This is a genomic window from Algoriphagus taiwanensis (assembly GCF_036245645.1).
GTDB lineage: Bacteria > Bacteroidota > Bacteroidia > Cytophagales > Cyclobacteriaceae > Algoriphagus > Algoriphagus taiwanensis.
The window spans coordinates 1-26167 of record NZ_BTPE01000008.1 but is presented as its reverse complement, the minus strand read 5'-3'; the positions used below and the strand labels follow the sequence as shown (position 1 = coordinate 26167).

Sequence of the window (26167 nt, the reverse complement as noted above, 5' to 3'; positions counted from 1 at the left end):
ACCGGCAGCGATGTCGGTCTTTTTTCTTTTGCCCTTATCTGAGCCTTCAACACAGCCTTTTCCCCATTTTCTCCTATTTTTGCCCCTTCGAAAAAACATAAACCTGAGTATGTCTATTGCCAGCAAATACGAACCGGCAGCCGCCGAGGCCAAATGGTACGCCTACTGGATGGAGCACAAGCTCTTTTCCTCACAAATCGACCACAGCAAGGAACCGTACACTATCGTGATTCCTCCGCCTAACGTCACCGGGGTGCTCCACATGGGCCACATGCTGAACAATACCATCCAAGACGTTCTCATTCGCCGTGCCCGAATGCAAGGCAAAAACGCCTGCTGGGTACCCGGAACTGACCACGCTTCCATTGCCACCGAAACCAAGGTGGTTCAACTGCTGAAAGAGCGGGGTATCGACAAAAAGGATATTTCCAGAGAGGAATTTCTAAAGCATGCCTGGGAATGGAAAGAAAAATACGGGGGAATCATCCTGGAGCAGCTCAAAAAGCTCGGCGCATCCTGCGACTGGGATCGGACTGCCTTCACCATGGATCCGGGATTGAGCGATGCGGTGATTTCAGTTTTTGTGGATTTGTACAAAAAAGGAAAAATCTACCGAGGTATTCGCATGGTCAACTGGGATCCAAAAGGGCAAACTGCACTTTCGGATGACGAAGTGATCATGAAGGAAATTTCCTCCAAACTCTATTACATCCAATACAAAATCGAAGGAAAGGAAGATCAGTTTCTGACCATCGCCACTACCCGTCCGGAGACGATCATGGCCGACGTAGCGATCTGTATCAATCCAAATGATTACCGATTCACGCATCTGAAAGGCAAAAAAGCCATTATCCCTCTGATTAATAGAGCGATTCCAATCATCGAAGACGAATATGTGGATATGGAGTTTGGAACGGGATGCCTCAAAGTGACTCCTGCTCACGATATCAATGACTACGAACTAGGCATCAAGCACAAGCTGGAAGTCATCGATATCCTCAATGACAATGGAACACTAAACGAGAAAGCGCAAATTCTGGTAGGAGAAGACCGATTCATCGCCAGAAAGAAAATCGGAAAGCTTCTCGAAGAAGCCGGCCAACTCGAAAAAATCGAAGATTACAAGTCCAATGTCGGCCATTCCGAACGAACTGATGCAGTGATCGAACCCAAACTTTCTTTGCAGTGGTTCCTAAAAATGGACGAAATCACCAAGCCTGCCTTCTCTTCGGTCATGGAGGATGTGATCCAGCTTCATCCACCAAAGTTCAAAAACATGTACCGGGTTTGGATGGAAAATGTGCGCGATTGGTGTATTTCCCGCCAACTCTGGTGGGGACATCGGATTCCGGCATTCTACCTGCCCAACGGAGAATTTGTGGTAGCCAAAACAGCCGAAGAAGCTTTGACAGAGGCAAATGCAAAATTCGGAGCCAATTGGACTCTGGCTGACATCCACCAAGACGAGGACGTGTTGGATACCTGGTTCAGCTCATGGTTGTGGCCAATATCAGTTTTTGATACGGATGTATTTGCCACGGGTAAGCCCAACGAGGAACTGAAATATTACTACCCGACCAATGATTTGGTGACTGCACCGGAAATCCTGTTCTTCTGGGTAGCCCGAATGATTATTGCGGGTTATGAGTATATGGGAGAAAAACCTTTCAAAAACGTCTATTTGACAGGTATTGTACGAGACAAACTAGGCCGAAAAATGTCCAAATCTCTTGGCAATTCCCCTGACCCTCTGGACCTGATCGCGCAATACGGAGCCGATGGGGTAAGGACCGGGATGCTTTTCTCCTCTCCTGCCGGAAATGACCTTCCGTTTGATGAGAAACTGGTCGAACAAGGCCGAAATTTCGCCAATAAAATTTGGAATGCCTTCCGATTGGTTCAAGGCTGGGAAATTGATCCTAAGCTGGATGGCTCTGCCAATAATGCTAGCTTGGAGTGGTTTGAAAACCGATTCAACCAAGGCTTGACGGAAATCAATGAGCATTTCGAAAAATTCAGAATATCAGACGCTTTGATGTCTACCTACAAATTGGTGTGGGATGACTTCTGCTCCTGGTACCTGGAGATGATTAAGCCGGCCTATCAGCAACCCATCGATCAGGCCACTTATGACAAAACCATCGAATTCTTCGAGTCGATTCTAAAGCTCCTTCATCCGTTTATGCCATTTATCTCCGAGGAAATCTGGCATTTGATCAAAGAAAGAAGTGTGGATGAGTCCCTTATTTTGGCGGCATGGCCAAAAGAAAAAGGCTTTGATCCCAAGATCATCGAAGAAGCAGCGCAAGTCTTCGAGGTGGTTTCTCAAGTGAGAAATCTCCGGGCATCCAAGGGGATGTCTCCCAAAGAGTCACTTGATCTGACTATCAATACCAAAAACGAGGGGCTTTACTCCCGCTTTGAGGCAGTATTGATCAAGCTGGCCAACCTTTCCTCCTTATCATTTGCCGAAAAGGTGGATAATGCCATGAGCTTTGTGGTCAAAGCAGACGAGTGCTTTGTGCCTATGGGAGACTCCATTGATGTAGAAGAAGAAAAAGCCAATCTCCAAAAGGAACTGGAATACACTCGGGGCTTCTTGAATTCAGTGATGAAAAAGCTGAGCAATGAGCGCTTTGTAGCCGGTGCACCGGCACAGGTAGTGGAAATGGAAAAGAAAAAGCAAGCCGATGCGGAAGCCAAAATCAAAGCTTTGGAAGAAAGCTTGGCTAAGCTGGGATAAACCCTCTGAGATATTTCAGACCTGAAAGGTATTTTACCAATACACAAATCCGGAGCCTTTTGACTTCGGATTTACTTTTTTCACCTGAATCCAAGGCAGATAGCCTTGAATTTTGAAAAAGATATTGCCCTGAGTCATTTTTACCCTACCTTTGTGGCCTAGCGGCACGACCAGCTCCTGCTGAATCCCCCAGGTCCGGAAGGAAGCAAGGGTAGGCGGTTGTAGCGGTGCGATGCCGCTTCTTTTTTTGCCCTAATTTTCCTGAATAGCTTTTCCTGAAGATTCCGATTCCTGAATTATCTTCTAACTTTGTCCAGATCGAATTCTGATCTTTCGACCCTAGATTTTCTTATCATTAAAACCTATTTCCATGAAATTCTTTATTGACACAGCCAATCTGGCTGAAATCCGAGAAGCCTACGACATGGGCATTTTGGACGGAGTGACCACCAACCCTTCTCTCATGGCGAAAGAAGGAATCAGCGGAGACGCCAATGTAAGAGCCCACTATAAGGCCATTTGTGATATCGTAGACGACAAAGTAAGCGCTGAGGTCATTTCTACGGACTTTGATGGAATGATCAAGGAAGGAAAGGACCTAGCCAAAATCGATGATAAAATCGTGGTAAAAATCCCAATGATCAAAGACGGGATCAAAGCCATCAAATATTTTCACAGCGAGGGTATCCGAACCAACTGTACTCTGGTTTTCTCAGCCGGACAGGCCATTTTGGCTGCAAAAGCTGGAGCCACATACCTTTCCCCTTTCATCGGAAGATTGGATGATATTTCCTATGATGGTTTGGAACTGATCGGTCAGATCGTTCATATCTATGGCAATTATGGATTCGAAACAGAAGTTTTGGCAGCCTCTATCCGTCACACCATGCATTTGGTCAAGTGTGCAGAGATCGGTGCCGACGTGGTGACCTGCCCGCTGAAAGTGATTACCGGATTGCTAAAGCATCCGCTTACCGATTCCGGACTGGCTCAGTTTTTGGCTGACCACGCCAAAGCAGCTTCCAAATAAATACTTGAGGCTGATCGTTTATCCATTTACCGAAGTCTAATCATGTATATAATCAAAGTAAAAGGCAAGGCCAAAATCCCGGATTACATCCAAATTCGGGATGAAAACTTCGTATTGGTCGCCTATTTCCGTGCGGATAGACCCATGAAAAACATGGAAAAATTCGGTTTGGAAGGCAAGGAAGAGGAGCTGGAGGAATTGATCAGAGAATTGCCTTTCGGAAAACTTCAAAAACTGGAATTATAATATGGATTTTAGTACTCAGCCTGTATTGCAGATGACCGGAGCCACCATTTTCCAAGGTGAATCTCCGGTGCTTAATGAGGTGAATTTTGCTGTAGAAAAGCACGAATTCGTATTCTTGATCGGCAGGACAGGCAGCGGCAAGAGTTCTTTGCTGAAAACCCTCTATGCGGATTTACCCCTTCGGGCCGGACTTGGTGAGGTGGTAGGATTTCACTTACAAAAAATCAAGAATTCGGAGATCCCTTTTCTCCGAAGGAAAATAGGGATCATCTTCCAGGATTTTCAGCTTTTCTATGACAGAAACGTAAGCGAAAACCTTTCTTTTGTACTCCGCGCAACCGGCTGGACGGATAAGGTAAAAATCAAGGAGCGAATCAGCGAAGTCTTAATTCAGGTAGGTCTGATAGATTCTCTGATGAAAATGCCTCACCAACTCTCAGGTGGGGAGCAGCAAAGAGTGGTAATCGCCCGTGCATTGCTCAATGAACCCTCGATCCTATTGGCAGATGAACCAACAGGAAACCTGGACCCGGATGTGGCTGATGAGATTTTCAAGCTTTTTCAGGATATCAATAAAAAAGGAACCGCTATTCTTATGGCCACACACAACCATGAATTGCTTAGAAAATTCCCCTATCGAGTCCTAAAATGTGAAAAAGGCAAACTGCTGGACAGTCAGCTACACGACGTTTCTCTAGGTTCATCTTTTTGAGATCAGGCTTTTTTTTCAAAAAAGAAACAAGCCAGTCCCTCAAGACGTTATCGAAATATTAATTAGTACTCCAATGAAAAGTAAACTTCTCCTCAAACTGCTACTTGTAGCACTAGTCGCATTCGGCGCTTCTTCTTGTAAAGACGAAGAGGATACTGAGCCGGTAATTGAAGAACCCGAAAATCCGAATATAGCCATAAATGGGTGGATTAAGGCTGTAATGGATGAAGTGTACTTATGGCTCGCAGAAATGAAAACTCCCGTAGCCAATACTTCTGCCCCTGAGGATTATTTCGAGTCATTGCTAAATAGACCCACCGATCGGTTTTCTGCGATTTATCCTGATTATCAGGAATTGATTAATTCCCTTGGAGGGGTTTCTTTGGAGGCAGGTTATGAATTCACACTCTATCGGGAAAGCTCCAGCAACAATAATGTGATTGCGGAGATCTCCTACATCAAGAAAAACAGCCCAGCTTCAAGCGCTGGCCTTCGCCGTGGAGACATCATCACCCGGATCAATGGTACCCAAATGAATCTGGACAATTACCAAACAGTTCTTGGAGGTATTGATGAGCCGCATTCTTTGAATTTCATCCGTTTCAGTGAATCAGACGGAGGTTTTGTACCACAGGCAGAAGTTTCTTTAGTGCCGGTGCAGTTGGCTGAAAACCCCAATTTCCTGGATACAGTTTACACTATTGAAGACAAAAAAATCGGCTATGTGATTTACCATTTCTTCGCTCCTGGACCTGGAAGTGGCAGCACAGAATACGATAGTCAGATGGATCAGATTTTTGCCAAGCTAAAAGCTGAAGGAATCAATAATCTGATTGTGGATTTTAGATATAATGGAGGGGGATTTGTCTCTTCGGCTATCAATCTAGCTAGCTTAATTGCCCCGGGAGTCACAGATAAAGATGTGTTTTCCAAAACCAAATACAATAACTTCCTGATGCAGTTTGACGAGCTAAAAAATGTGCAGACTACCTTCAGAAACAAGTCTCAAAACTTGGGTCCTGTTTTGGAAAATAATCGAGTTTACATTCTGACCTCACGAAGAACGGCATCTGCATCAGAGCTCATCATCAACGGCCTAAGACCCTATATGGATGTATTTCTGATCGGAGCTACGACTACAGGAAAAAATGTGGGTTCCATTCCTTTTGAAGATGAGGACAACCCTGAAAACAAATACGGAATGCTGCCTATTGTGACTCGGAGCTTCAATAGTCTGGATCAGTCGGATTATACCAATGGCTTTGGACCAAATGTGGAAGCGCTGGAATCTTCAGAAAGGCTTCGGCCATTGGGTGATACCAATGAATTGTTGCTTAGGACAGCAATTGAACGAATCACTGGAGTAGCCTCAGGAGCCAGAATCGAAAAGCTAGACCGTGTAGATGTAGGAAGTACCCTAGAGCACAAAGTCCGATTTGGCAATTTGATCGAAGATGATCCCCAAATCCAAAAGCCGATTCGTGACCTGATCCAAGCGAGAATTTCAGAAAACTAAAAATGATTATCTCATAAGTATAAAAGCTGTTCACATCGGACAGCTTTTTTTTGTTGGCATTAAAATTTTTTCTAATTAGATTCCAAAAATTATTTTATAAATCAACCACCAACCAAAATAAACTTTATGAAAAAATTCTCAATTCCCAATCTTTTCAAACCCGTAGCATTGGCTTCAGCAATAGGAGCTATGCTGTTTTCCTGCCAACCTACCGAGGATAATCTCCCCTTGGACGCATCAAGCGAATTAGCAGTAGTAAAGTTTGCTGCAGGAGATATTATCCCCGGCAAATACATTGTCGTGCTTAAACCTTCTGGACTTAATCTGAGAAAGTCCATGGGCTACGAGGAAGTTCAATCCTCCATGAGGAAAACCACTGTCTCCCTGCTATCCAAGTACAGAATCTCAGAAGCTAATTTGGATCATATCTTTGGAAATACCATTGAGGGATTTTCAATCTCTTTATCTACCGATGAGGCTCAGGCTTTAGCCAATGACCCGGCAGTCAGCTACATAGAGCCTGACCGAATGATGGGTATTGCCCAAAAAGGCAGACCAGGTGGCGGAGGAGGCTCCACCGGCCAAACTACTCCTTGGGGCATTACCCGAGTAGGTGGTGCGGTGAATTACACGGGAAGCAAAAAAGCATACATCTTAGATTCAGGAATTGATTTGGATCATCCAGATCTAAATGTCAATGCCAGTGCTGGATTTAATGCATTTACTTCTGGAAAAGACGGCAGATCCCTAGATGATGGAAATGGCCATGGAACCCATGTGGCAGGAACTATCGCCGCGAAAAATAATTCCATTGGTGTAATTGGTGTAGCTGCTGGTGCACAAGTGGTTCCGATCAAGGTTCTAGGAGCTACCGGCTCGGGCTCCTATTCCGGTGTGATCGCGGGGATCAACTTTGTTGCTGCTACTGGCAATTCTGGGGATGTAGCCAATATGAGCCTTGGTGGTCCCTATTCACAGGCTGTGAACGATGCGGTAGTTGCCGCTGCATCCAACGGAATTAAATTTGCCTTGGCTGCGGGAAATGAATCCCAAAACACAAACAATGTGTCACCAGGAAGCGCCAATGGAACCAATGTATATACCATTTCTGCAATGAACAGCTCTGACTCTTGGGCTTCCTTCTCCAACTTTGGAAATCCACCGGTTGACTATTGCGCACCTGGAGTAAGTGTCCAATCCACTTGGAAAGGGGGAGGCTACAATACCATCAGCGGTACTTCTATGGCAACTCCACATGTTGCAGGCATCCTCTTACTTGGAAACATCAGCACAAATGGAACAGTCAAAAATGATCCTGACGGCAATCCTGATCCGATTGCGATAAGATAAAGCTCAAAACTAAAAAAAGGTGGACAAGAAAAGCCCACCTCTTTTTTTGTTATCATTTCGTTAATTTTCAATTATTTATTTCAGAATCAGTAAGCTTAGGGTTACTTTGATTTATGGAAAAAATAGCAACCTTTTCGCTACTATTCTTAGTCTACTTTTTAGGAAGTTTGGCCTTGGTTCAGTTATCAATAAGGCCCATGAGAAAGCTTGTCGTTCAAACTCCTGGAAATGGAAAACAATGGCAGACGAATTATCTCAAAATCATGGGATTCAGCTTGATCCTTTCTCTTGCCACTACCCTTCTAGCCTTTTATCTTTTTCCCGATCAATCCTTGTAAGGTATTGTATTGGAATGGGTCTTTTCCGGGACCGCATTTACTCGGAGTTCGATAAATTGGTTGATGCCATTATCCCCTTTTACCAATTCAAATGCATCATAAAGCTCCCCGATGGCGGTATAGGATTCAAATTTCAGGCGATTTCCTTCCACTGTGATCACCTGAAAAAGCTGGGTATTTTCAGCTATGCGATCCCGCTGTCCGCCTTTGGCAGTCCAATCATCTCCGATATCATACATTTTACCTCCACTCACGCTCACCACATACACGGTGCCCGTCTGATCTCGGAGATTCAATCCATCCATGACATTTTCTCCTGGGGAAACTCTTCCTCTTGCGTACGCATGATCGTGTCCCTGTAGGGCAAGATCGACGCGATATTTGTCAAAAATCGGCTTCCAGAGTTTCCTTAGCTCTTCATTATCCCGGCCATTGGATGCTGAAAAAAGCGGATGATGATAGGTGAGAATTGTCCATTTCTTGGGATTATTTTTCAAAACCCCTTCCAACCAATCAGCTTGAATAACCTGATCTCTGTTAGAATCCAAAAACACCATCCTCACATCCTGGTAATCCATGTAATACACCGTCTCCTCCAATCCCTTGGGACCATTCAGAGGAAGCGTGAACTGAGGCCTCCATTGTACGGAAAGGCTTCTTTCTTTCCGGGCAGCTTCTTCTTGGTTTTTGGCTCGATATTCATGATTTCCCGGTGTGGGCATAGATGGAATCATGCTATGGATAAACCCTCCGGCTGTAAACCACTCATGCCATTCCTGCTCTCGGTGAGCACTATTGATCAAGTCTCCTGCGTGGATAAAAAAACGAGCATCGGGGGCAGTTCTGAATCCCTCTCTGACAAGTCTGGACCAAAGCTCCAATACGTAGTTTTGAGCATCGCCCACATAGAGAAACGAAAACTTTTCATCAGGATCCTCCGAGGCGGTTCTGAATTGAAACCATTCACTCCAACGCTCCCCATCCCCTACCCGATAGGCATATACCTCATCTGGCAAAAGATCTGTGAAGGAAACAGAATGATAATGCGCATACACATTGGTTTCAGGAATAGAGCGGGCATCCAATACTTCCAACTTGGCCTCGTAGGATTTACCCATTTTCCAAAACTTTGGAGCTGCAGTGGCCAAAGCTATTTCTGCATACCCCTGAGCAATGGTACTGTCAGTTCTCCAGGTTACGCTTGCTTCCTTGCTTGGATCTTCACCAAAACTAACCACAATTCGGTCGGGATAGGGAGAAGGTTTAGACCAATCGAAATGAAATTGAGGGGCGCGATAGGTGAGCCCTTCTTGCGCAAATGATGCATAGGAAAGGCAAGTGACTAGAATGAATAGAAAGATTTTCGACTTGGGATTCATGGAAAATATGTGAAAAGGATGAGTTAGGAAAACTAACCAATAATTCCAAAGTGAGCAACCTGCCCTTCAAACTTAATGAAAACCCAATTTTGGGTTCATTTTACCAAAAACAAAAAAGCCCAGAGATCAAGCTATGACCTCTGGGCTTTTCTACTTTCTGATTACAGACTAGTTAAGTTTTTTGAGATTTTCCTGTGCCTGCTGGAAATTAGGGTCGAGAGAAATAGCCTCCTGAAAAGCAGCTTTTGCCTCAGCCGTGGAGTTTTGATCCTGATAGATCAAACCTTTAAGGTTCAATGCGGCCGCCTTGATCGCTACTTCCTGGGTTTCAGTCTCAGAAATTGGAAATCCGACTTTTTCATCGGCTTTTGCATTTTTTACCAGCATATTGACCGAATTGATAGCTTCCTCGTAGCGCTTCAGGCTATATTGAAGGAAAGCGGATTTGTATAGACTGAAATTATCCCCAGTGAGCAGATAGAGACTTTCGTATTGAGGCAGTGCCCGATCCAAAGCACCCAATTGCTCCAAGGAATACGCTGCAATTTCTAATGCTCCGATACTTTTATCGTTCAGCTCCAAAATATCCAAAGCTACCAAAGCTGCAGATGCGGTCTGCCCTGCTTCAAAATATAGGCTAGTCAATGCCTCCATATATCGGATATCCTCAGGGTTTCTGGACATCAGATCATACAATTTAGACTTCGCCATGGCTCGATCGTTGTATCTCAAGGCCATCTGGTAGGCAATTTGGTCGATAGCATTCAGCGCATTTTTAGTTTTGGCGTCCAATCTGGGAATGGAATCGTTGGTCTGAGCTAATAGGCTGCCGCTGCAAAGGATGATCAGCAAGGCAAACAGAATTCTTTTCATAGGAAAGATTTACTTTTTGGTAGTTGAAATTTATAAGTTTTTAGGGTGTAAGCCTTTTTCACGGGCAATATCATACATGAGTTTTCTAGCCTCCTCGGGATGATTCCCAATTTTGCCTTCCAATATAGCCTCTTTAATCTCTTCTTTGATTTCGCCGATGACTTTGGAGGGGGGAATTCCGAAGATTTCCATGATTTCCTCCCCACTCACCGGTGGCTGAAAGTTCCTGACCTGATCTTTTTCCTCCACCTCTTTCAGTTTGATCTCAACCTTATCAAAATTGTCCAGATAGCGCTTGACCTTTTTATTGTTTTTGGAAGTGATATCTGCCCGGCATAGCTTCATCAGGTCATCGATGTCGTCCCCCGCATCAAATAATAGTCTTCGAAGGGCCGAATCGGTCACTTCATCTTTGACCAGTGCAATAGGCCTGAGGTGAAGTCGGACCAATTTCTGAACATACTTCATTCGCTCATCCATCGGCAGTTTCAACCTCCTGAAAATTGAAGGAGTCATTCTTGCTCCTTTATCTTCATGCCCATGAAAGGTCCAGCCCACTTTAGGGTTGAATCGCTTCGTAGCCGGCTTGGCAATATCGTGCAGGATTGCAGCCCAGCGAAGCCAAAGGTCATCGGACACTTGACATACATTGTCAAGGACCTGAAGGGTATGGTAGAAGTTATCTTTATGAGACTTATCGTCAACCGAATCCACCCCCTGAAGCTCTACCATCTCGGGGAAAAACTCTGCCAATAGCCCGGAGGCAAAGAGCAATTTAAATCCATAAGAGGGTTTTGGAGTTTTGATGATTTTATTGAGCTCATCAATAATCCGCTCTGCTGAAATTATTGAAAGCCTTGTGGCTGATTCCTGAATAGCATGAAATGTATCCGGGTCGATGTCAAAATCGAGTTGAGCAGCAAATCGCACCGCTCTCATCATGCGGAGGGGATCATCAGAGAAGGTGATTACCGGATCTAAGGGAGTCCGGATATTTCTTTTTCGGATATCCTCCAATCCTCCCAAAGGATCCACCAAATCCCCGTAATCTTGAGCATTGAGAGAGATTGCCATGGAATTGATGGTAAAATCCCTCCTTTCTAAATCCTCCATCAAGGTGCCATCTTCTACAATTGGCTTTCTGGAATCCAAGCGATAAGACTCCTTCCTTGCTCCGACAAACTCCAACTCCCAATCTTCGAGCTTGAGCATGGCTGTTCCAAAATTTTTGAAAACGGAAAGAGGAACATGCTCATCAAATCCCTTGGCAACTTCCTGGGCAAGCGAGATTCCACTTCCCACGCAGGTAAAATCAATGTCCTTGCTATCTCTTTTCAGAATCAAATCCCTTACATACCCTCCCACTACATAGGTAGGCAAATTTAGCTTTTGGGCTGCTGCAGCGACTTTTCCAAAGACTTCAAACTGATCCAGGTGATTCTTGAAATTCATCCTTTGATAATTTTTACTTCGCCTTCTGGCCCCAAGAACATCTCCTTCACCCCTTTCATCAGAAGGGGAAAAAAGACAGACACCTGATGATCGGCATTACCTTGAGACAAAACTCGAGCAACTACGGGTTGGGAAAGCTGAAATAATAATTTGTTCCAGTGCGGCTCTCTGATCAAGGAAAATTTGACTTGACCATTCTGAATTGGACCTGAGGATAAGGCGGTGCTTACCGGACTATGAAAAATGGTTGGTTTCGAGGTGAAATCAACGATATCCAAAGAAACTTCTGAAAAAGGCGTACAGATTGAACGAATCTGAAAAAGATCAAATAGCAGGAAAATTCCGTCAGTCCCTTTTTCTGCTTCCCACAAATCGGGCTTGATTAATTGAATGAGGTGGGAATTCCCTTCTTTGAGCGTGACTTTCCCGGAATCTCTGAAAGACTTGACGATAGCTGAATAATCCAAAACGTAATATTTTGGCACAAAAATAATCAGAATATCCTGCCCGCCATCTCAAAATCCCGAATTCCATCTTTAGAATTGTACAAAACGGGATGAAAGGATGCCCCTGTTTAAAAAAAGAGACTGATCCCTAAAAAAAGATTTAGATAAGTAGAAGTGAGAAGAAAACTCTAATTCTAAAATCGTTTGTCCGTACGATTAACAAGAAATCCAGAAAAAAGCATTTTAAACATCGAACAGCAATTGGAAGAGTAGGATCAAAAAACAATCTAAAGTATGATAAGTATAATTTAAAATTGAAATCTACTCCACCATAAGATCTCCCCAATCTCTATTTAATAGACTTTACAATGAACAAATAAATAGATGTTTGGTGGAAGATAAATATCTCAAAGTGGAAAGTAAAAACATAAAAAAAGACAACCTTTCAGTTGTCCTTTTTTATCTGATTGGGAAAATTATCCTCTCAGCCAATTGATAAATGTCTGATATCCAACACCTATCTCTCTAGCAAAAGCAGCTTTTGTTTTCTTTCCTGCGGCTTCTACCTTTTTCCACTCTTCAATGATTTTTGACTTTTCAGAATCAGAGAAGCTTCTTCTTTTTCCGCTAGACTTGGCAGCACTTTTACCGCTAAGCTCAGCAATAAGATCATTCAAATCATTCAAAAACTTGGAATCAGTCAGAAAAAGGCCTGCAGCTTCCAATTTCTTGATCACTTCATCCTTTGGGTTAACAGGAGTCACCGCAATACCACGAGCAGCAGCTTCATGTAAATCGATTTTCTTTCCTTCGGCAGTCACATAGATGAAACCGTCCGTCTTTTTTAAGTCTATAATAGACTCCTTTATTAATTCTCTCATTGGGATAAAATTTATAGTTAATAAACCGATGCAATATACTAATATAAAACTGACAAGAAAAAGTCAATTTTTAAATTACGTTAAAAAATAACATTCAATAATCCGCCGGGCCAAAACAAGGTTTATAACTACCCTATGCAAACCAGCTTCCCTTTTCTCTTCAATAAAAAGAAGTAGTCAGTGAACCATTTTTCACAAAAAATCGGGTTAAAAGCCTTGGAGTTAACTACTGTTCCAAATGTATAGAAAGTATAAAACAAAATAAGAATTAAACTTTTCTCAAAAATTGATTAAAGGATTAAGCATTAAATTTCTATATACATCCTAAAGAAATTTCAAGTTTAAAGAAGGATAGGACTACAGAACCTAAAAAGATAAGGTTTACAAAAAACAGAAACACATCCCAATTCATCCAAGAAATTTCCCTAATTTTGAACCCCATAAGAAACCAATCAAAATACATCCCGCCCAGCTTCTTATGGCCTCATCCACCAAGTACATCTTTATCACCGGAGGTGTGACCTCCTCTCTAGGAAAAGGAATTATTGCCGCTTCACTAGGCAAACTCCTGCAAGCCAGAGGGTACAGTGTCACCATCCAAAAATTTGATCCTTATCTCAACATCGATCCCGGGACACTCAATCCCTATGAGCACGGGGAGTGTTACGTCACAGAAGATGGGGCAGAGACCGATTTGGATTTAGGCCATTACGAGCGATTTTTGAATGTTTCCACTTCCCAAAGCAACAACATTACTACGGGGAGAATCTACAACAACGTCATCACCAAGGAAAGAAAAGGTGAATTCCTGGGCAAAACCGTTCAGGTCATCCCACACATTACGGATGAGATCAAACGGAATTTTTACAAACTGGGTCAGGATGGGCAATTTGATGTGGTCATCACAGAAATAGGTGGATGTGTAGGTGACATCGAGTCCCTTCCATTCATTGAGGCTGTGAGACAGGCAAGATGGGACTTGGGGCCAGGAAATTTTCTGGTGATTCACTTGACCCTAATCCCCTATCTCAAAGCTGCCAAAGAGCTAAAAACCAAACCCACTCAGCACTCAGTCAAGCAGCTATTGGAGGCAGGTATTCAGCCGGACATTTTGGTATGCCGAACAGAGCATCATTTACCCATGGAGGTAAAGAAAAAGCTTGCCCTCTTCTGCAACGTTCAGCTCAATAGTGTCATCGAAGCTATGGATGCAGAAACCATCTACGATGTACCCCTCCTGATGAAGAAGGAGAAGCTTGACGAACGTGTACTGAGCAAGCTAAAATTGTCCACAAAATCAGAAACCGACCTCGAAAGTTGGAAGGATTTCCTAGGCAGACTCAAAAATCCGACCCAGGAAGTCACCATAGGCCTGATTGGAAAATATGTATCCCTGCCCGACTCCTACAAGTCGATCATCGAATCATTCACTCATGCCGGTGCAGCAGCAGAATGTGCGGTCAATCTCAAACTGATCTCTTCCGAAGAATTGAATCGGGACAATATCAAATCCAAACTTTCAGAACTCAATGGAATTGTAGTTGCTCCGGGATTTGGAGAGCGGGGATTTGAAGGAAAAATCGAGACCGTAAAATATGCCCGGGAAAATCACCTTCCATTCTTCGGTATTTGCTTGGGAATGCAGGTTGCCGTCATTGAATTTGCCAGAAATGTACTCAAGCTGGAGGGCGCAAATTCAACGGAAATGGACCCAAACACTTCTCACCCGGTGATTGCATTGATGGAAGAGCAAAAGAAAATCGATCAATTAGGCGGAACAATGCGATTGGGTTCGTATGCTTGCGACCTCAAAAAATCAAGTAAGTCTTTTGCTGCCTACGGAAAAACAAAAATTCAAGAACGTCATCGCCACAGATATGAGTTTAACAACGCTTATTTGGAGCAAATCGAATCCAAAGGGATGATTGCAACCGGAAAAAATCCGGAAACCGGATTGGTGGAAATAGTCGAGCTCAAAAACCATCCATGGTTTGTCGGCGTTCAATTCCATCCGGAGTACAAAAGTACCGTTTTGAATCCGCAGCCTTTGTTTGTCAAATTCATTCAGGCAGCCATCGACCAAAAGTTAAAATAAAAATTAGGCCTCGGCTAGTAGAGGTACAAAATCAAACATATGGATAGAAACCAAGCGACCGGCTTGATCTTATTTGCAGCGGTCATTCTTATTTATTCGATTTTTTTTGCAAGCGGACCAGAACTTCCGCCTGCCGAACAAGAGGTAGCTTCTACTGAAGTAGCCTCAGCGCTTCCGGAGACACAGGAAATAGCAGCAGACTCCAATTCTTCTGCAATGGTAGATTCACTTCGATTCTCCAAGTTTGGCGTTCTGGCGGCACTTGCCCAAGGCGAGGAGCAAGAGGCGATCTTGGAAACAGAGGAATTGAAAATCACCTTTTCTACCAAAGGAGCCCAAATCAAGCAGGTAGAGCTGAAAGAGTTCAAAGATTGGCAAATGAATCCTCTTTTGCTGCTAGACGAAAAGAGCTCCCAGATGAGTTTGGTATTGGATAGCAGAATGGGCGAGATGAACTTAGCTGACTTCTATTTTCAGCCCAAGCTTGAAAAAGAGGAGACGGAAGAAGGGACAATTCACAGATTAACTTTCACTGCAGGAACCGAGTCCGGTACCATCAAGCAGATTTTCACCCTGAAAGAAGGAGAATACCTAGTCAACAAAACGTTTGAAGTTCAGAACTTTCAAGGCGTATTCACAGGCAATTCTCTGAACTTTTCATGGGAAGATCAGGTGAAAGCACATGAAAAAGATCTTGCCGAATCCCGAAGAAAATCTCAAGTCAATTACTACCTCAGCTCAGGGTCTTATGAAAACTTGGGATTAAGCGATGATCTGGAGGAAGCCTCAGTAGCCGAACCCGTCAAATGGATTGGTTTTAGCCAACGATTTTTTACAGCGGGCATCATTGCCGACAGTGAATTTAGAGCAGTAAACCTCAGCCAAAGCACACCTGCAGATAGCTCGGTAGTCCGTACGATGAGTGCGGCTTTGGCTATCCCATTTGAAAACGGCAAATCCTCTTTCTCTTTTTATTTTGGCCCGGATAAGTACAAGACCTTGAAGCAGGTGACTGAGGGTTTTGAAGAAAATGTCGACATGGGCTATTTCTTCGTCAGCTGGGTCAACAAATACATCGTAGTTCACTTGTTTGAGTTTCTGGAGAAATACTTCAGCAATTATGGCATCATCATCATTCTGATAGTATTCATCATCAAACTGGCCCTATCGCCTTTGACCTACAAGTCTTACATAGGCATGGCCAAGATGCGGGTCATCAAGCCGGAAATCGACGAACTGAAGGAGAAGTACGGAGAAGATCCTACCAAAATGCAGCAGGAACAAATGAAGCTGTTTTCCCAATTGGGCGTGAGTCCGATCTCAGGCTGTCTTCCGCTATTACTTCAGATGCCGTTTTTGTTTGCTATGTTCTTCTTTTTCCCCAATGCGATCGAACTCCGTCAGGAATCTTTCCTTTGGGCCAAGGACCTATCCACCTACGATGAATTTATCAAGCTGCCATTTACCATTCCGTTTTATGGTGCACATGTCAGCTTGTTCACTTTACTGATGACAGTATCTCAAATCATTTATACCCATTTCAACAATCAGCTGACCACAGCCACTGGTCCGATGAAGAACTTGGGCTATATCATGCCGGTGATGTTCATGTTTATCCTGAACTCCTACCCCGCCGGATTGAGCTTCTATTATTTTGTTTCCAACGTTTTCACCTTTGGACAGCAGGCATTGATCAAATTATTCGTTGACGATGCCAAAATCAGAGAAAAAGTAGAGCAGAATAAAGTGAAAAACGTCAATAAGAAGAAGTCCAAATTCCAGCAGAGGCTGGAAGACGCCATGAAGGCGGCCGAAGCCAACAAAAAGAAATAAATGGAAAGGAGTCTGAGTAAGACTCCTTTTTTTGGCCTGTTCTTTGGTAAATGAGGAGGAAAAATTTCTAGCAAGCTTGGTATTGAACCTTACCTATTTAAGAAAGTTTCACTTTCCACACCCCCCAAAAAAAGGAAGAAGATACCAAAGAAAAGACCTTATTTTGTTTAATATTGAAATCCAAATACCCTCTGACTAAACCATGGGAAAAATTATTGCCATCGCCAACCAAAAAGGCGGGGTAGGAAAAACTACCACTGCAATGAACCTTGCTGCAAGCTTGGCGATATTGGAGTACAAAACCCTGGTGATCGATGCAGATCCTCAGGCCAATACCACTTCAGGACTGGGACATAACCCCAAGGAAATCACCAACAGCATTTATGAGTGCATGGTGGATGGAATCGAAGTCAAAGACATTATCCTGTCTACAGAAATTGAAAATCTGGATCTTGTTCCCTCCCACATCGATTTGGTCGGTGCTGAAGTGGAAATGATCAATATGGATAACCGGGAGGAAAAGATGAAAGAAGTCATCCATCCTATTCAGGAAAGCTATGATTTCATCATCATTGATTGTTCGCCATCTTTGGGGCTCATTACGATCAATGCCCTCACCGCGGCCAATTCTGTAATCATCCCTGTTCAGTGTGAATATTTTGCACTTGAAGGATTGGGAAAACTGTTGAATACCATTAAAATAATCCAAACCCGTCTAAACCCGGCTTTGGAAATAGAAGGCATCCTGCTGACCATGTACGATGTGCGCCTCAGACTTTCCAATCAGGTAGTCGATGAGGTCAAAATACATTTTAAAAACATGGTGTTTGAAACCATTATCCCTAGAAACGTCCGTCTTTCCGAGGCCCCAAGCTTTGGTATGCCGGCGATTGCTTTTGACGCAGACGGGAAGGGCGCTATTGCCTATCTCAACCTAGCCGGAGAAATCGCCAAGAAAAACGGACTCCAGAAGGTGAGCAACTAATTATGTCCAATCAAAAACCAAATCGGAAAAATGCTCTGGGAAGAGGACTTGGAGCCCTCCTGGAGGATAGTCCTGCCAAAAACAAATCGGAGGAAATCCTGCCGGAAGTAGTGAAAACCGGGATTTTTGAAATCCCCCTCACTGAAATCCAGGTCAATCCTTTTCAACCACGAACGCACTTCGACAAAGATGCCTTGGAAGAATTGGCAGAATCCATCCGGGTCCAAGGGATCATCCAGCCGATCACTGTTCGAAAACTGGCTCCAAATGAATATCAACTCATTTCGGGAGAAAGAAGATTTCAAGCTTCCAAAATCGCCGGTCTTGTTCAGATTCCAGCCTACGTCCGTACCGCCAATGACCAGCAAATGCTGGAGATGGCCCTGATTGAAAATATTCAGAGAGAAAATCTCAACGCTTTAGAAATCGCCCATTCCTACCAGAGACTTTTGGCAGAGTGTAACCTGAAGCAGGAAGAACTCGGAGACCGCGTTGGAAAAAACAGAACCACGGTAAACAACTATCTGCGACTTCTCAAGCTGCCTCCCACTATTCAGGCAGCTATCCGCGATCAGCAATTGAGTATGGGCCATGCCCGGGCTTTGATCAACGTAGAAAGCGTGGATAAGCAACTGGCTATTTTCAAAAAAGCAGTTGAAGAAGAACTAAGCGTAAGAAAAGTTGAAGCCCTGGTCAAGGCTCTGAATAGCGGAGAGTCTACCAAACCCGAAAAATCTTCTTCTCTTGATCCGGTTCGCAAATATGAAATGAACAAAATCCAACAGAGATTGGCATCTCACTTTGGAACCAAAGTAGCCTTGAAGGCCAATGAGAAAAATAAAGGGGAAATAAAAATCCCATTCAATTCTGCCTCTGACCTGAATAGGATTTTGGAAATTTTAGAAATCATCTAAGCTTGGCTTTTACAATAAAAGATAGCGTATTAAAGACCAAAACCCCGTGGATTTTCATGGGGCTTTTACTTTTGGGCATTTTCCTGAACAGCTCAGTCCACGCACAAAACTCGACCAGTTCGACTGCGACAGAAAAAACCAAGCCCGCTCAGGCAGATGAAAAGCCAGACTATTCTTCTCTTCCTAAAAATCCCCGAAAGGCGACCCTCCTTTCGGCAGTTTTGCCGGGTGCAGGTCAAGTCTATAACAATAAAGCTTGGAAGGTGCCTTTGCTCTATGCGGGATTTATGACGGACATCTATTTCATCGGCTACAACAACAAGCGCTATCAGACTTTCAGAGAAGCCTTATTTGCCTTTGACGAAGGAGATAATTCTCAATTTCCTTCCCTCAATAGGGATGGACTGGTGAGAAATGTGGACTATTGGAGACAAAACAGGGATTTTACCATCCTACTCCTAGTGGCAATCTATGCGCTGAATATCATCGACGCTAATGTCGATGCCCATCTTTCGGGATTTGATATCAGCGATGAACTTGCCTTGAAAATCGAGCCCAAAGTGGAAACTTTTGCAGCTTCCAATACCCAAATGGGACTAACACTAAAATTAAAATTTAAGTAATGAATATTTTACTTCTCGGCTACGGGAAAATGGGGAAAATCATCGGCGAAATCGCCGAATCCCGAGGTCACCAAATCGTTGGTAGAATCAATTTGGAAAATAGAGATGAGCTGGAAACTATCAACCCAAAAGAGGTAGATGCCATCATCGAATTTAGCCAGCCAGAATCTGCAGTAGAGAATATCAAATGGGGTTTGGACAGGGGATTACCGGTGGTCTCCGGCACCACAGGTTGGCTTTCGCGAAAGGCAGAAGTGGAAGCAATGGCCAATACCTCCGAAGGGGCGTTTTTCTACGCATCCAACTTCAGCATCGGGGTCAACATCTTTTTCAAGGTGAATACTTATCTGGCCAAACTGATGAATGAAGCCAACGAGTACAAAATTGCCATTGAGGAGATTCATCATACAGAAAAAAAAGATGCCCCTTCGGGAACAGCCATTACTTTGGCAGAGGGAATCATCGAAAATATCAGCAGCAAAAGCACCTGGGATTTATCCGGACAGTCGGCCGATTCCGAACGTTCTATTCCGATCACCTCCAAGCGGATCGACCCTGCTCCTGGTACTCATATTATTCAGTATTCCTCTGATATTGATACCATTGAGCTGATTCATACCGCTCACAGTCGGAAAGGCTTTGCCCTTGGCGCAGTTTTGGTGGCTGAGTGGATCAAAGACAAAAAAGGAGTATTTTCCATGGATGATTTTCTGTCCTTTTGAACTAATTTTAAAAAATGAGCAAGACTAAAACTAAAAAATCCCCTGCAAGAGAGTGGTTTGACGCGCTGGTTTTTGCGGTGGTGGCTGCCAGTTTGATCCGTTGGCTATTGCTGGAGCCTTTTACCATCCCTACTGCCTCCATGGAGAAATCCCTTCTAGTGGGTGATTTTCTGTTTGTGAGCAAAATGCATTATGGGACACGCATTCCTAAAACCCCACTTCAAGTTCCTCTGACTCACCAGAAAATCTGGGGGACGGAGATCCCGTCCTATTCTGATGCTATCCAGCTCCCCTACTATAGACTTCCTGGGTTTTCTGATGTGGAAAGAAATGATGTGGTCGTATTCAACTATCCCGTTGAATTTCAATATCCCAACGACCTTAAAACCAACTACATCAAGAGGGCAGTAGCAATACCGGGTGATATTTTGGAACTCAGGCAGGGAAACCTCTTTGTCAATGACAGCGAGGCCATGCAGCCAGAGGAAATGCAATACTCCTATGATCTGATCACCAACAGACCTTTGACTGTCGATTTCTTCAAGGACTATGGAATCAATCCAGAAAGCTTCATGGCATTCTCTAATGGAGCAGGATATCTTATTTGGTGTACAGACCAAACCGTGGAACGATTGAAATCCTCTCCCGTGGTAGTATCCATAACCAAGCGCATCATGCCTGTTGGAGAAAGAGAAGAAGGAATTTTCCCGGCAGATACAGACTTGGCTTGGAACAGAGATAATTTTGGTCCGCTCCTAGTACCGGGAGAAGGTCAGACCCTTGAAATGAATGCGGACAATGTGGCAAAGTATTTTATGACCATCGAAAAATACGAAGGCCATGAGTCAGTAGAAGTCAAAAACGGCGAGCTATACATCGATGGCCAAAAGGTAGATCAATATACCTTTAAGCAAAACTACTACTTCATGATGGGGGACAACCGACACGATTCTCTGGATTCCCGGTATTGGGGATTTGTACCGGAGGATCACATTGTGGGCAAAGCATGGTTTCTGTGGCTTTCCTTGGACAAATATGAGTCCATGTTTGGCAAAATTCGCTGGAGCAGATTCTTCAAAGGCATCAATTAAACCACTAAAAAGTCCCTGTCACCAATTGATGACAGGGATTTTTTTTGAATCCAAATAGGCATTTGCCTTCGAAAAATGACCACATCCCAAGAATCCGCGATGGGCAGAAAGGGGACTGGGATGAGGCGCTTTTAAGATCAAGTGCTTATTGGAATCAATCAATTGACTTTTTTTCTGAGCATAGGCTCCCCACAGCATAAATACCACATTTTCCCGCTGCTCACTGATCACACGAATTACCCCGTCTGTGAAGGTTTCCCAGCCTTTATTTTGATGAGAACCGGCCTCGTGAGCTCTCACGGTCAGCGTTGCATTAAGCAAAAACACACCTTGATTCGCCCATCTTGTCAAGTCTCCATTGGGAGGGAGGTCTTTACCCAAATCCTGTTTGATTTCCTTTAGGATATTCAGAAGACTCGGAGGAAAAGGCACGCCGGGTTTGACAGAAAAAGAAAGCCCATGGGCCTGACCGGGTCCATGGTAGGGATCCTGACCCAGGATCACCACTTTTACAGACTCCAGAGGACAATGCCAAAACGCATTAAAAATTTCTTTTCCCGGTGGAAAAACCTTGCTCCCTTTGTATTCGTCTTTGACAAAAGCCACCAAATCTGAGAAGTAATCTTGCTGAAACTCTTTACTTAATGCTTTTTTCCAACTATCTTCAATTTTTATTTCCATTAGTAGTTTTTGTGGATGAAATATCTGAATCTTGTATTCAATTTGTCCAAAAATAAGGTAATTCCATGGTCACAGCTGTCACAGAAGGCATTCAAGTAAGCGTAGAAATCACCTATCAGGCCGAATTTTCTAATCCCAAACAGCATCATTATGTTTTCACCTACAAGGTAGAAATCGCAAATAAAAGCCAACATACCTTTCAGCTCATTTCCAGAAAATGGGAGATTTTTGATGCTGCTGAAAATCCCAAGACGGTAGAAGGATTGGGAGTCGTAGGTCAACAGCCAATTTTAGAACCGGGTGAAACTCACTCCTATGTATCCGGATGCAATCTTAAATCCGGATTGGGGAAAATGAAAGGAATTTATGTGATGGAAAAGCTATTTGATGGAAAAAGAATAGAAGTATCCATCCCAGAATTCCAGTTGATTGCCAATATTTTCCATAACTGATTTGACTTCAAGATTTTTCTCTCTTCTTGCCTATCTCAAGTATTGGCTAAGAAAAGAAGATCATTACAGTCAGCAATCCCCTTTTCTTTTTAGCATCTATCAAGGTTTGCGGGGCTACTTACAAGAAAACCCACGCGGATTCCATTCAATCGAGCAGCTAAGGTCCGTCCTTTTAAAAAACACCAACCCCATTCAGGTAATTGACTTAGGCGCCGGGTCAAAAAAAGTCCCCTCCGCCTCAAGAGAAATCAGGAAAATAACCCAATACTCTACAAGCAGTCCCAAGTTTTGTCTTACCTATCAGTACTTCTGCCGATTAACTCCGAGTCAAAATGTCATTGAATTGGGTACTTGCATGGGCTTAAGTACCAGATATCTGGCAGAAGTCACCCAAGGGAGATTATACACCTTCGAAGGGGCATCAGAAATCTTGAATGCTGCCCAGTTTGAACCTTTTCCGGGACAGGTTGAAGCCATATTAGGACCCATTGAAATCCATTTACCCCCGATTCTTTCTCAATTGGAAACAGTTGACTTCGCCTTGATTGATGCCAATCATACCTATTCAGGGACTATTTCTTATTTCAATTGGCTTTTACCCAAATTTAAGGGTAGCAGTATCTGTATTCTTGGAGACATCCATTGGAGTGCAGAAATGGAAACAGCCTGGGAAGAAATCAAATCCCACCCCAAAGTCAAACTCAGCTTGGATTTCTTTGAATGTGGGGTTTTGTTTTTTGACTACCCAGGAGAAAAAACTCACCGAGTTTTATCCCTTTGACTTTTGAAGATTGATCCATAACTCAAAACCTGCCCTTTGAGGAATGGAATTGAGGCAAGGTTCAAAAGCGACTAATTCAAATCTTTTCTGAAAAAGCGCTCGGTATTCCTCCTCACTTCCTCCGAATGGAGGACCCTGAAAAGGGAATTGTCGATTAAACAAAACTCCAACAAGCTTTCCTCCTGGAACCAATAACTCATGCATTTTCTCGGCATAAGCTTTTCTCAATTCGGGATTCAAGGCACAAAAGAAAGTCTGCTCCAAGATCAAATCATACCTACCCTGATGCAAGAAAAAATCTTCCTGAAAGACTTGTGAGGCAGGAAATTCAGGATGCTTTTTCAAAAAATTTTGAATTGGAACAGGAGAAATATCCAGAAGAAAAACATTCTGAAAGCCCAAATCCCATGCTGCAGCCACTTCGTAAGCATTTCCTGCACCTGCAACGAGCACCCGGAGACTTTTATTTTCAATTTGGCAAAGATATTGATAAATGGGTGGAGAGACGGAACCCATGTCCCATCCGGTATTCCCCTGTTGATACCGATGCGTCCAGAAATTCTCGTCCAAATCCAACATATCGTAAGCCCTTTAAAATTAAAGTAAAATGGACACCAATTTTCAAAAGGATTCCAATTCAAAAAAAGACCAAAGCAAAAATGTGATCATTATTGTTTTGGTCCTCTTAGTGATTATCAGCGGGATCAAACTCTACACGGACTATGTAGACCGAACCAAGAAAACCGAGGAAATCCTTCTGTTGTCAACTGAAAACAACGAACTCAATCAAAGGTTGGATTCCGTTACTTATCAGCTCAATCTCAGAATCAAGGAAATAGAGAAACTGGGAGGAGATGTAAAAGCTCTGGAAGCAGTGCGAGATCAACTCATTGCTGAGAGAAACAGCGCCAAACAAAGAAGCTCATCTGAAATAGCAGCGCTGAACAGCCGAATCAACAACCTTAATGGCCTCATTGCGCAAAAGGATCAGGAAATCCTTGAGTTGAGAGCAGCCAATCAGCAACTCTTTGCAGAAAATCAGGATCTCAAAACTACTCAGGCCGAAATCGAGGAAGAGGTAGCCCAGCTGAATATCCAAAAGCAGGACTTGCAGGCCAAAGTGGATGTGGCTTCGATGCTGAAAGTGGAAAACATTGCAATCTCAGCGATTAATTCCCGAGGAAAAGAGCGTGTGGAGACTACCAAGGACTTCAGAAACAGACAAATCGAGCGAATCAAAGTGAGTTTCACCCTGGCTGACAACAAAGTCGCAGAAAAAGGTCCCAGAAATGTCTATGTCCAGCTTCTTGATCCAAACGAACAAGCGATCTTCGATGTAGCCAAAGGCTCAGGAACTTTCATGATTAATGGACAGGAGTTGTTTTATACCCTTCACCAAGACATGATCTTTGACAATACCAATCAGGAATTGGTATTCTATTATGAAAAGGGCTCAGATTACCTGAGTGGTGACCATCAGGTACGAATCTTCGTAGACAATTACCTGGCAGGCTCCAAGACCTTCTCCGTCAAATAAATCAATCCAACCACAACAATCAATAAAAGACCTCAAAAAGAGGTCTTTTTTCATTTCCCCTGCTGGAGATTTGGATAAATGTTTGGAATAAAGGCGCTTTTGATCTACTTTTGCGTCCTGTTTATTCAAATTCCTAAACACATTAAAAAATGTTCCAAAGAAATTACGAGACGGTATTCATTTTAACTCCCGTTTTGTCTGATGTTCAGATGAAGGATACCGTCGACAAGTTTGTGAACTTGTTAAAAGAAGAGGGGGCAGACGTGATCAATGTGGAAAACTGGGGTCTGAAAAAGATGGCTTACCCTATCGAAAAGAAGACTACCGGTTTTTATGTACTAGTTGAGTTCAAAGCCGATCCAACAGTAATCCGCAAGTTTGAACTGGAGTTCAGACGTGACGAAAAAGTAATGAGATTCCTTACAACTGTCTTGGACAAGCACGCAATCGTGTATTCCGAGAGAAGAAGAAAAGGAGAATTTAACAAAAAAGTTGAAGCTAAGGAGGAGCAAGCCTAATGACACTAGTAAACGAACCCATCAACAGAGGCGAAAACAGAAAGAAATACTGCCGCTTCAAGAAGCACGGTATCAAGTATATCGACTACAAGGACCCTAACTTCCTTTTGAAGTTTGTCAACGAGCAGGGCAAAATTCTTCCTAGAAGATTGACCGGAAACTCTGCAAAGTATCAGAGAAAAGTAGCTCAGGCTATCAAGAAAGCAAGACACTTGGCTTTGTTGCCATTCGTAACGGATGGTTTGAAATAATTCAGTCTTGTATCGCTCAATCAAAAAAGAACATTACAAATGGATATTATTCTAAAAACAGACATCAAAGGTCTTGGCTATAAAAATGACCTGGTCAGCGTAAAGCCTGGCTATGGCAGAAACTACTTGATTCCTCAGGGTTTTGCTGTTTTGGCAACAGACTCAAACAAGAAAATTCTTGCTGAAAACATCAAGCAGGCTGCTCACAAGGCTGAAAAAATCAAGACTGAAGCTGAAAATATCGCAGCTAAGTTGGAAAATGTAACCTTGGAAATCAAAGCTAAAATCGGTGACTCCGGAAAAATCTTCGGTAAAGTGACTACCCTTCAGATTTCAGATGCTTTGGCAACTCAAGGATTCGACATTGACCGTAAGAAAATCGCAATCACAGTACCTGTAGAAGGTGCTGGTGACTTCTCTGCAGACGTAGATTTGCATAGAGAAGTAAAAACCAAAGTGAAATTCGTCGTAGTAGCCGAATAATTCACTTAAAAAAGAAAGGCTCTTCCGATGGAAGAGCCTCTTTTTTTTGTCTGATTTGGATTAAGGTAATGTGGTCAAAAATAGTTGGTGCCTTTGATTAGAAAATTTCTTAAAATCCCGTGCAGGTTTGAAGAGGACATAAGCTCTGCTGAGGAGCAACTTACCAGCAATAGAATCTGCCAAGTGGAATGAAGGGGCTTCGTTTTTCGGAGCCCTTTTTTCATGCTTCATTCTT

27 protein-coding genes and 1 other RNA gene are annotated in these 26167 nt (G+C 43.3%); 21 read left to right on the top strand and 7 right to left on the bottom strand.

What is annotated here, in order from left to right; all coding sequences use genetic code 11:
* Positions 1–109: 109 nt before the first annotated feature.
* The 8 genes from AAA938_RS12125 to AAA938_RS12090 all read left to right on the top strand — a co-directional run bounded on the left by AAA938_RS12125 (position 110) and on the right by AAA938_RS12090 (position 7935).
* Positions 110–2743 carry a valine--tRNA ligase gene (locus tag AAA938_RS12125; protein WP_338228998.1) on the top strand — a complete coding sequence of 878 codons (2634 nt, stop codon included), beginning with the start codon at positions 110–112 and terminating at the stop codon, positions 2741–2743.
* Positions 2744–2901: 158 nt separating this feature from the next.
* Positions 2902–2988, top strand: an RNA gene (ffs, locus tag AAA938_RS12120) — signal recognition particle sRNA small type.
* Positions 2989–3113: 125 nt separating this feature from the next.
* On the top strand, positions 3114–3773 hold the full coding sequence (fsa, locus tag AAA938_RS12115; RefSeq protein WP_338228997.1) for a fructose-6-phosphate aldolase: 660 nt from the start codon (positions 3114–3116) through the stop codon (positions 3771–3773).
* A 42-nt stretch (positions 3774–3815) separates the two neighbouring features.
* The gene (locus tag AAA938_RS12110; protein ID WP_338221563.1) at positions 3816–4019 is read left to right on the top strand and encodes a fructose-6-phosphate aldolase; all 204 of its coding nucleotides are present in this window, start codon (positions 3816–3818) and stop codon (positions 4017–4019) included.
* Between the two features lies 1 nt (position 4020).
* Entirely contained in the window at positions 4021–4731 is a 711-nt protein-coding gene (locus AAA938_RS12105; RefSeq protein ID WP_338221564.1) for a cell division ATP-binding protein FtsE, read from the top strand.
* Between the two features lie 73 nt (positions 4732–4804).
* Positions 4805–6247, top strand: coding sequence for a S41 family peptidase (locus AAA938_RS12100; protein ID WP_338228996.1), 1443 nt, complete (start codon positions 4805–4807; stop codon positions 6245–6247).
* Between the two features lie 126 nt (positions 6248–6373).
* Positions 6374–7597, top strand: a complete 1224-nt coding sequence (locus tag AAA938_RS12095) for a S8 family serine peptidase (protein ID WP_338228995.1) — start codon at positions 6374–6376, stop codon at positions 7595–7597.
* Positions 7598–7794: 197 nt separating this feature from the next.
* Positions 7795–7935 (top strand): hypothetical protein, encoded by a 141-nt coding sequence (locus tag AAA938_RS12090; protein ID WP_338228994.1) that lies wholly within the window; start codon positions 7795–7797, stop codon positions 7933–7935.
* On the opposite strand, the gene AAA938_RS12085 is transcribed toward AAA938_RS12090, so the two are convergent.
* The 5 genes from AAA938_RS12085 to AAA938_RS12065 all read right to left on the bottom strand — a co-directional run bounded on the left by AAA938_RS12085 (position 7923) and on the right by AAA938_RS12065 (position 12966).
* Positions 7923–9314, bottom strand: coding sequence for a purple acid phosphatase family protein (locus AAA938_RS12085; RefSeq protein WP_338228993.1), 1392 nt, complete (start codon positions 9312–9314; stop codon positions 7923–7925). The two genes, AAA938_RS12090 and AAA938_RS12085, sit on opposite strands and share 13 nt — an antisense overlap.
* Before the next feature lie 168 nt (positions 9315–9482).
* On the bottom strand, positions 9483–10187 hold the full coding sequence (locus tag AAA938_RS12080) for a tetratricopeptide repeat protein (RefSeq protein ID WP_338228992.1): 705 nt from the start codon (positions 10185–10187) through the stop codon (positions 9483–9485).
* A gap of 30 nt (positions 10188–10217) precedes the next feature.
* Positions 10218–11639 carry a CCA tRNA nucleotidyltransferase gene (locus tag AAA938_RS12075; protein WP_338228991.1) on the bottom strand — a complete coding sequence of 474 codons (1422 nt, stop codon included), beginning with the start codon at positions 11637–11639 and terminating at the stop codon, positions 10218–10220.
* Complete coding sequence (locus tag AAA938_RS12070; RefSeq protein ID WP_338228990.1) at positions 11636–12106, bottom strand: hypothetical protein; 471 nt, start codon at positions 12104–12106, stop codon at positions 11636–11638. The genes AAA938_RS12075 and AAA938_RS12070 overlap by 4 nt, the downstream gene beginning before the upstream one ends.
* A 455-nt stretch (positions 12107–12561) precedes the next feature.
* On the bottom strand, positions 12562–12966 hold the full coding sequence (locus AAA938_RS12065) for a hypothetical protein (RefSeq protein ID WP_338228989.1): 405 nt from the start codon (positions 12964–12966) through the stop codon (positions 12562–12564).
* Positions 12967–13444: 478 nt separating this feature from the next.
* Between AAA938_RS12065 and AAA938_RS12060 the strand changes: the two genes are divergently transcribed.
* From AAA938_RS12060 to lepB, 7 genes are all read left to right on the top strand, one after another.
* Entirely contained in the window at positions 13445–15061 is a 1617-nt protein-coding gene (locus AAA938_RS12060) for a CTP synthase (protein ID WP_338228988.1), read from the top strand.
* Between the two features lie 39 nt (positions 15062–15100).
* Positions 15101–16894, top strand: a complete 1794-nt coding sequence (gene yidC / locus AAA938_RS12055) for a membrane protein insertase YidC (RefSeq protein ID WP_338228987.1) — start codon at positions 15101–15103, stop codon at positions 16892–16894.
* Positions 16895–17096: 202 nt separating this feature from the next.
* The gene (locus AAA938_RS12050; RefSeq protein WP_338228986.1) at positions 17097–17879 is read left to right on the top strand and encodes a ParA family protein; all 783 of its coding nucleotides are present in this window, start codon (positions 17097–17099) and stop codon (positions 17877–17879) included.
* A gap of 2 nt (positions 17880–17881) precedes the next feature.
* Positions 17882–18793 (top strand): ParB/RepB/Spo0J family partition protein, encoded by a 912-nt coding sequence (locus AAA938_RS12045; protein WP_338228985.1) that lies wholly within the window; start codon positions 17882–17884, stop codon positions 18791–18793.
* Between the two features lie 56 nt (positions 18794–18849).
* Positions 18850–19416 (top strand): DUF5683 domain-containing protein, encoded by a 567-nt coding sequence (locus tag AAA938_RS12040; protein ID WP_338228984.1) that lies wholly within the window; start codon positions 18850–18852, stop codon positions 19414–19416.
* On the top strand, positions 19416–20138 hold the full coding sequence (gene dapB, locus AAA938_RS12035; protein ID WP_338228983.1) for a 4-hydroxy-tetrahydrodipicolinate reductase: 723 nt from the start codon (positions 19416–19418) through the stop codon (positions 20136–20138). The genes AAA938_RS12040 and dapB overlap by 1 nt, the downstream gene beginning before the upstream one ends.
* Positions 20139–20152: 14 nt before the next feature.
* Positions 20153–21229 (top strand): signal peptidase I, encoded by a 1077-nt coding sequence (gene lepB / locus AAA938_RS12030; RefSeq protein WP_338228982.1) that lies wholly within the window; start codon positions 20153–20155, stop codon positions 21227–21229.
* An 18-nt stretch (positions 21230–21247) separates the two neighbouring features.
* Here lepB and ung read toward each other — a convergent pair whose 3' ends face one another.
* The gene (gene ung, locus AAA938_RS12025) at positions 21248–21910 is read right to left on the bottom strand and encodes a uracil-DNA glycosylase (protein ID WP_338228981.1); all 663 of its coding nucleotides are present in this window, start codon (positions 21908–21910) and stop codon (positions 21248–21250) included.
* A gap of 65 nt (positions 21911–21975) precedes the next feature.
* On the opposite strand from ung, the gene apaG reads away from it, so the two are divergent.
* Complete coding sequence (gene apaG / locus AAA938_RS12020; protein WP_338228980.1) at positions 21976–22362, top strand: Co2+/Mg2+ efflux protein ApaG; 387 nt, start codon at positions 21976–21978, stop codon at positions 22360–22362.
* A gap of 1 nt (position 22363) precedes the next feature.
* Positions 22364–23143 (top strand): O-methyltransferase, encoded by a 780-nt coding sequence (locus AAA938_RS12015; RefSeq protein WP_338228979.1) that lies wholly within the window; start codon positions 22364–22366, stop codon positions 23141–23143.
* Here the strand turns inward: AAA938_RS12015 and AAA938_RS12010 are convergent.
* Positions 23132–23722: a methyltransferase domain-containing protein gene (locus AAA938_RS12010; protein ID WP_338228978.1), complete on the bottom strand. Its 591-nt coding sequence runs from the start codon at positions 23720–23722 to the stop codon at positions 23132–23134. The two genes, AAA938_RS12015 and AAA938_RS12010, sit on opposite strands and share 12 nt — an antisense overlap.
* Before the next feature lie 28 nt (positions 23723–23750).
* Between AAA938_RS12010 and AAA938_RS12005 the strand changes: the two genes are divergently transcribed.
* The 4 genes from AAA938_RS12005 to rplI all read left to right on the top strand — a co-directional run bounded on the left by AAA938_RS12005 (position 23751) and on the right by rplI (position 25932).
* Positions 23751–24680, top strand: coding sequence for a coiled-coil domain-containing protein (locus tag AAA938_RS12005; RefSeq protein ID WP_338228976.1), 930 nt, complete (start codon positions 23751–23753; stop codon positions 24678–24680).
* 149 nt (positions 24681–24829) lie between these two features.
* On the top strand, positions 24830–25198 hold the full coding sequence (gene rpsF / locus AAA938_RS12000; RefSeq protein WP_338221585.1) for a 30S ribosomal protein S6: 369 nt from the start codon (positions 24830–24832) through the stop codon (positions 25196–25198).
* On the top strand, positions 25198–25449 hold the full coding sequence (gene rpsR / locus AAA938_RS11995; protein ID WP_338221586.1) for a 30S ribosomal protein S18: 252 nt from the start codon (positions 25198–25200) through the stop codon (positions 25447–25449). The genes rpsF and rpsR overlap by 1 nt, the downstream gene beginning before the upstream one ends.
* A 39-nt stretch (positions 25450–25488) precedes the next feature.
* A complete protein-coding gene (rplI, locus tag AAA938_RS11990) occupies positions 25489–25932 on the top strand; it encodes a 50S ribosomal protein L9 (RefSeq protein WP_338228975.1) in 444 nt (147 codons plus the stop codon).
* Positions 25933–26167 lie beyond the last annotated feature (235 nt).

What these genes read in the sequence shown, in the direction of transcription:
- AAA938_RS12125 (WP_338228998.1), top strand. Translation starts at nt 110, where the DNA reads ATGTCTATTGCCAGCAAATACGAACCGGCAGCCGCCGAGGCCAAATGG.
- fsa (WP_338228997.1), top strand. Translation starts at nt 3,114, where the DNA reads ATGAAATTCTTTATTGACACAGCCAATCTGGCTGAAATCCGAGAAGCC.
- AAA938_RS12110 (WP_338221563.1), top strand. Translation starts at nt 3,816, where the DNA reads ATGTATATAATCAAAGTAAAAGGCAAGGCCAAAATCCCGGATTACATC.
- AAA938_RS12105 (WP_338221564.1), top strand. Translation starts at nt 4,021, where the DNA reads ATGGATTTTAGTACTCAGCCTGTATTGCAGATGACCGGAGCCACCATT.
- AAA938_RS12100 (WP_338228996.1), top strand. Translation starts at nt 4,805, where the DNA reads ATGAAAAGTAAACTTCTCCTCAAACTGCTACTTGTAGCACTAGTCGCA.
- AAA938_RS12095 (WP_338228995.1), top strand. Translation starts at nt 6,374, where the DNA reads ATGAAAAAATTCTCAATTCCCAATCTTTTCAAACCCGTAGCATTGGCT.
- AAA938_RS12090 (WP_338228994.1), top strand. Translation starts at nt 7,795, where the DNA reads ATGAGAAAGCTTGTCGTTCAAACTCCTGGAAATGGAAAACAATGGCAG.
- AAA938_RS12085 (WP_338228993.1), bottom strand. Translation starts at nt 9,314, where the DNA reads ATGAATCCCAAGTCGAAAATCTTTCTATTCATTCTAGTCACTTGCCTT.
- AAA938_RS12080 (WP_338228992.1), bottom strand. Translation starts at nt 10,187, where the DNA reads ATGAAAAGAATTCTGTTTGCCTTGCTGATCATCCTTTGCAGCGGCAGC.
- AAA938_RS12075 (WP_338228991.1), bottom strand. Translation starts at nt 11,639, where the DNA reads ATGAATTTCAAGAATCACCTGGATCAGTTTGAAGTCTTTGGAAAAGTC.
- AAA938_RS12065 (WP_338228989.1), bottom strand. Translation starts at nt 12,966, where the DNA reads ATGAGAGAATTAATAAAGGAGTCTATTATAGACTTAAAAAAGACGGAC.
- AAA938_RS12060 (WP_338228988.1), top strand. Translation starts at nt 13,445, where the DNA reads ATGGCCTCATCCACCAAGTACATCTTTATCACCGGAGGTGTGACCTCC.
- yidC (WP_338228987.1), top strand. Translation starts at nt 15,101, where the DNA reads ATGGATAGAAACCAAGCGACCGGCTTGATCTTATTTGCAGCGGTCATT.
- AAA938_RS12050 (WP_338228986.1), top strand. Translation starts at nt 17,097, where the DNA reads ATGGGAAAAATTATTGCCATCGCCAACCAAAAAGGCGGGGTAGGAAAA.
- AAA938_RS12045 (WP_338228985.1), top strand. Translation starts at nt 17,882, where the DNA reads ATGTCCAATCAAAAACCAAATCGGAAAAATGCTCTGGGAAGAGGACTT.
- AAA938_RS12040 (WP_338228984.1), top strand. Translation starts at nt 18,850, where the DNA reads ATGGGGCTTTTACTTTTGGGCATTTTCCTGAACAGCTCAGTCCACGCA.
- dapB (WP_338228983.1), top strand. Translation starts at nt 19,416, where the DNA reads ATGAATATTTTACTTCTCGGCTACGGGAAAATGGGGAAAATCATCGGC.
- lepB (WP_338228982.1), top strand. Translation starts at nt 20,153, where the DNA reads ATGAGCAAGACTAAAACTAAAAAATCCCCTGCAAGAGAGTGGTTTGAC.
- ung (WP_338228981.1), bottom strand. Translation starts at nt 21,910, where the DNA reads ATGGAAATAAAAATTGAAGATAGTTGGAAAAAAGCATTAAGTAAAGAG.
- apaG (WP_338228980.1), top strand. Translation starts at nt 21,976, where the DNA reads ATGGTCACAGCTGTCACAGAAGGCATTCAAGTAAGCGTAGAAATCACC.
- AAA938_RS12010 (WP_338228978.1), bottom strand. Translation starts at nt 23,722, where the DNA reads ATGTTGGATTTGGACGAGAATTTCTGGACGCATCGGTATCAACAGGGG.
- AAA938_RS12005 (WP_338228976.1), top strand. Translation starts at nt 23,751, where the DNA reads ATGGACACCAATTTTCAAAAGGATTCCAATTCAAAAAAAGACCAAAGC.
- rpsF (WP_338221585.1), top strand. Translation starts at nt 24,830, where the DNA reads ATGTTCCAAAGAAATTACGAGACGGTATTCATTTTAACTCCCGTTTTG.
- rpsR (WP_338221586.1), top strand. Translation starts at nt 25,198, where the DNA reads ATGACACTAGTAAACGAACCCATCAACAGAGGCGAAAACAGAAAGAAA.
- rplI (WP_338228975.1), top strand. Translation starts at nt 25,489, where the DNA reads ATGGATATTATTCTAAAAACAGACATCAAAGGTCTTGGCTATAAAAAT.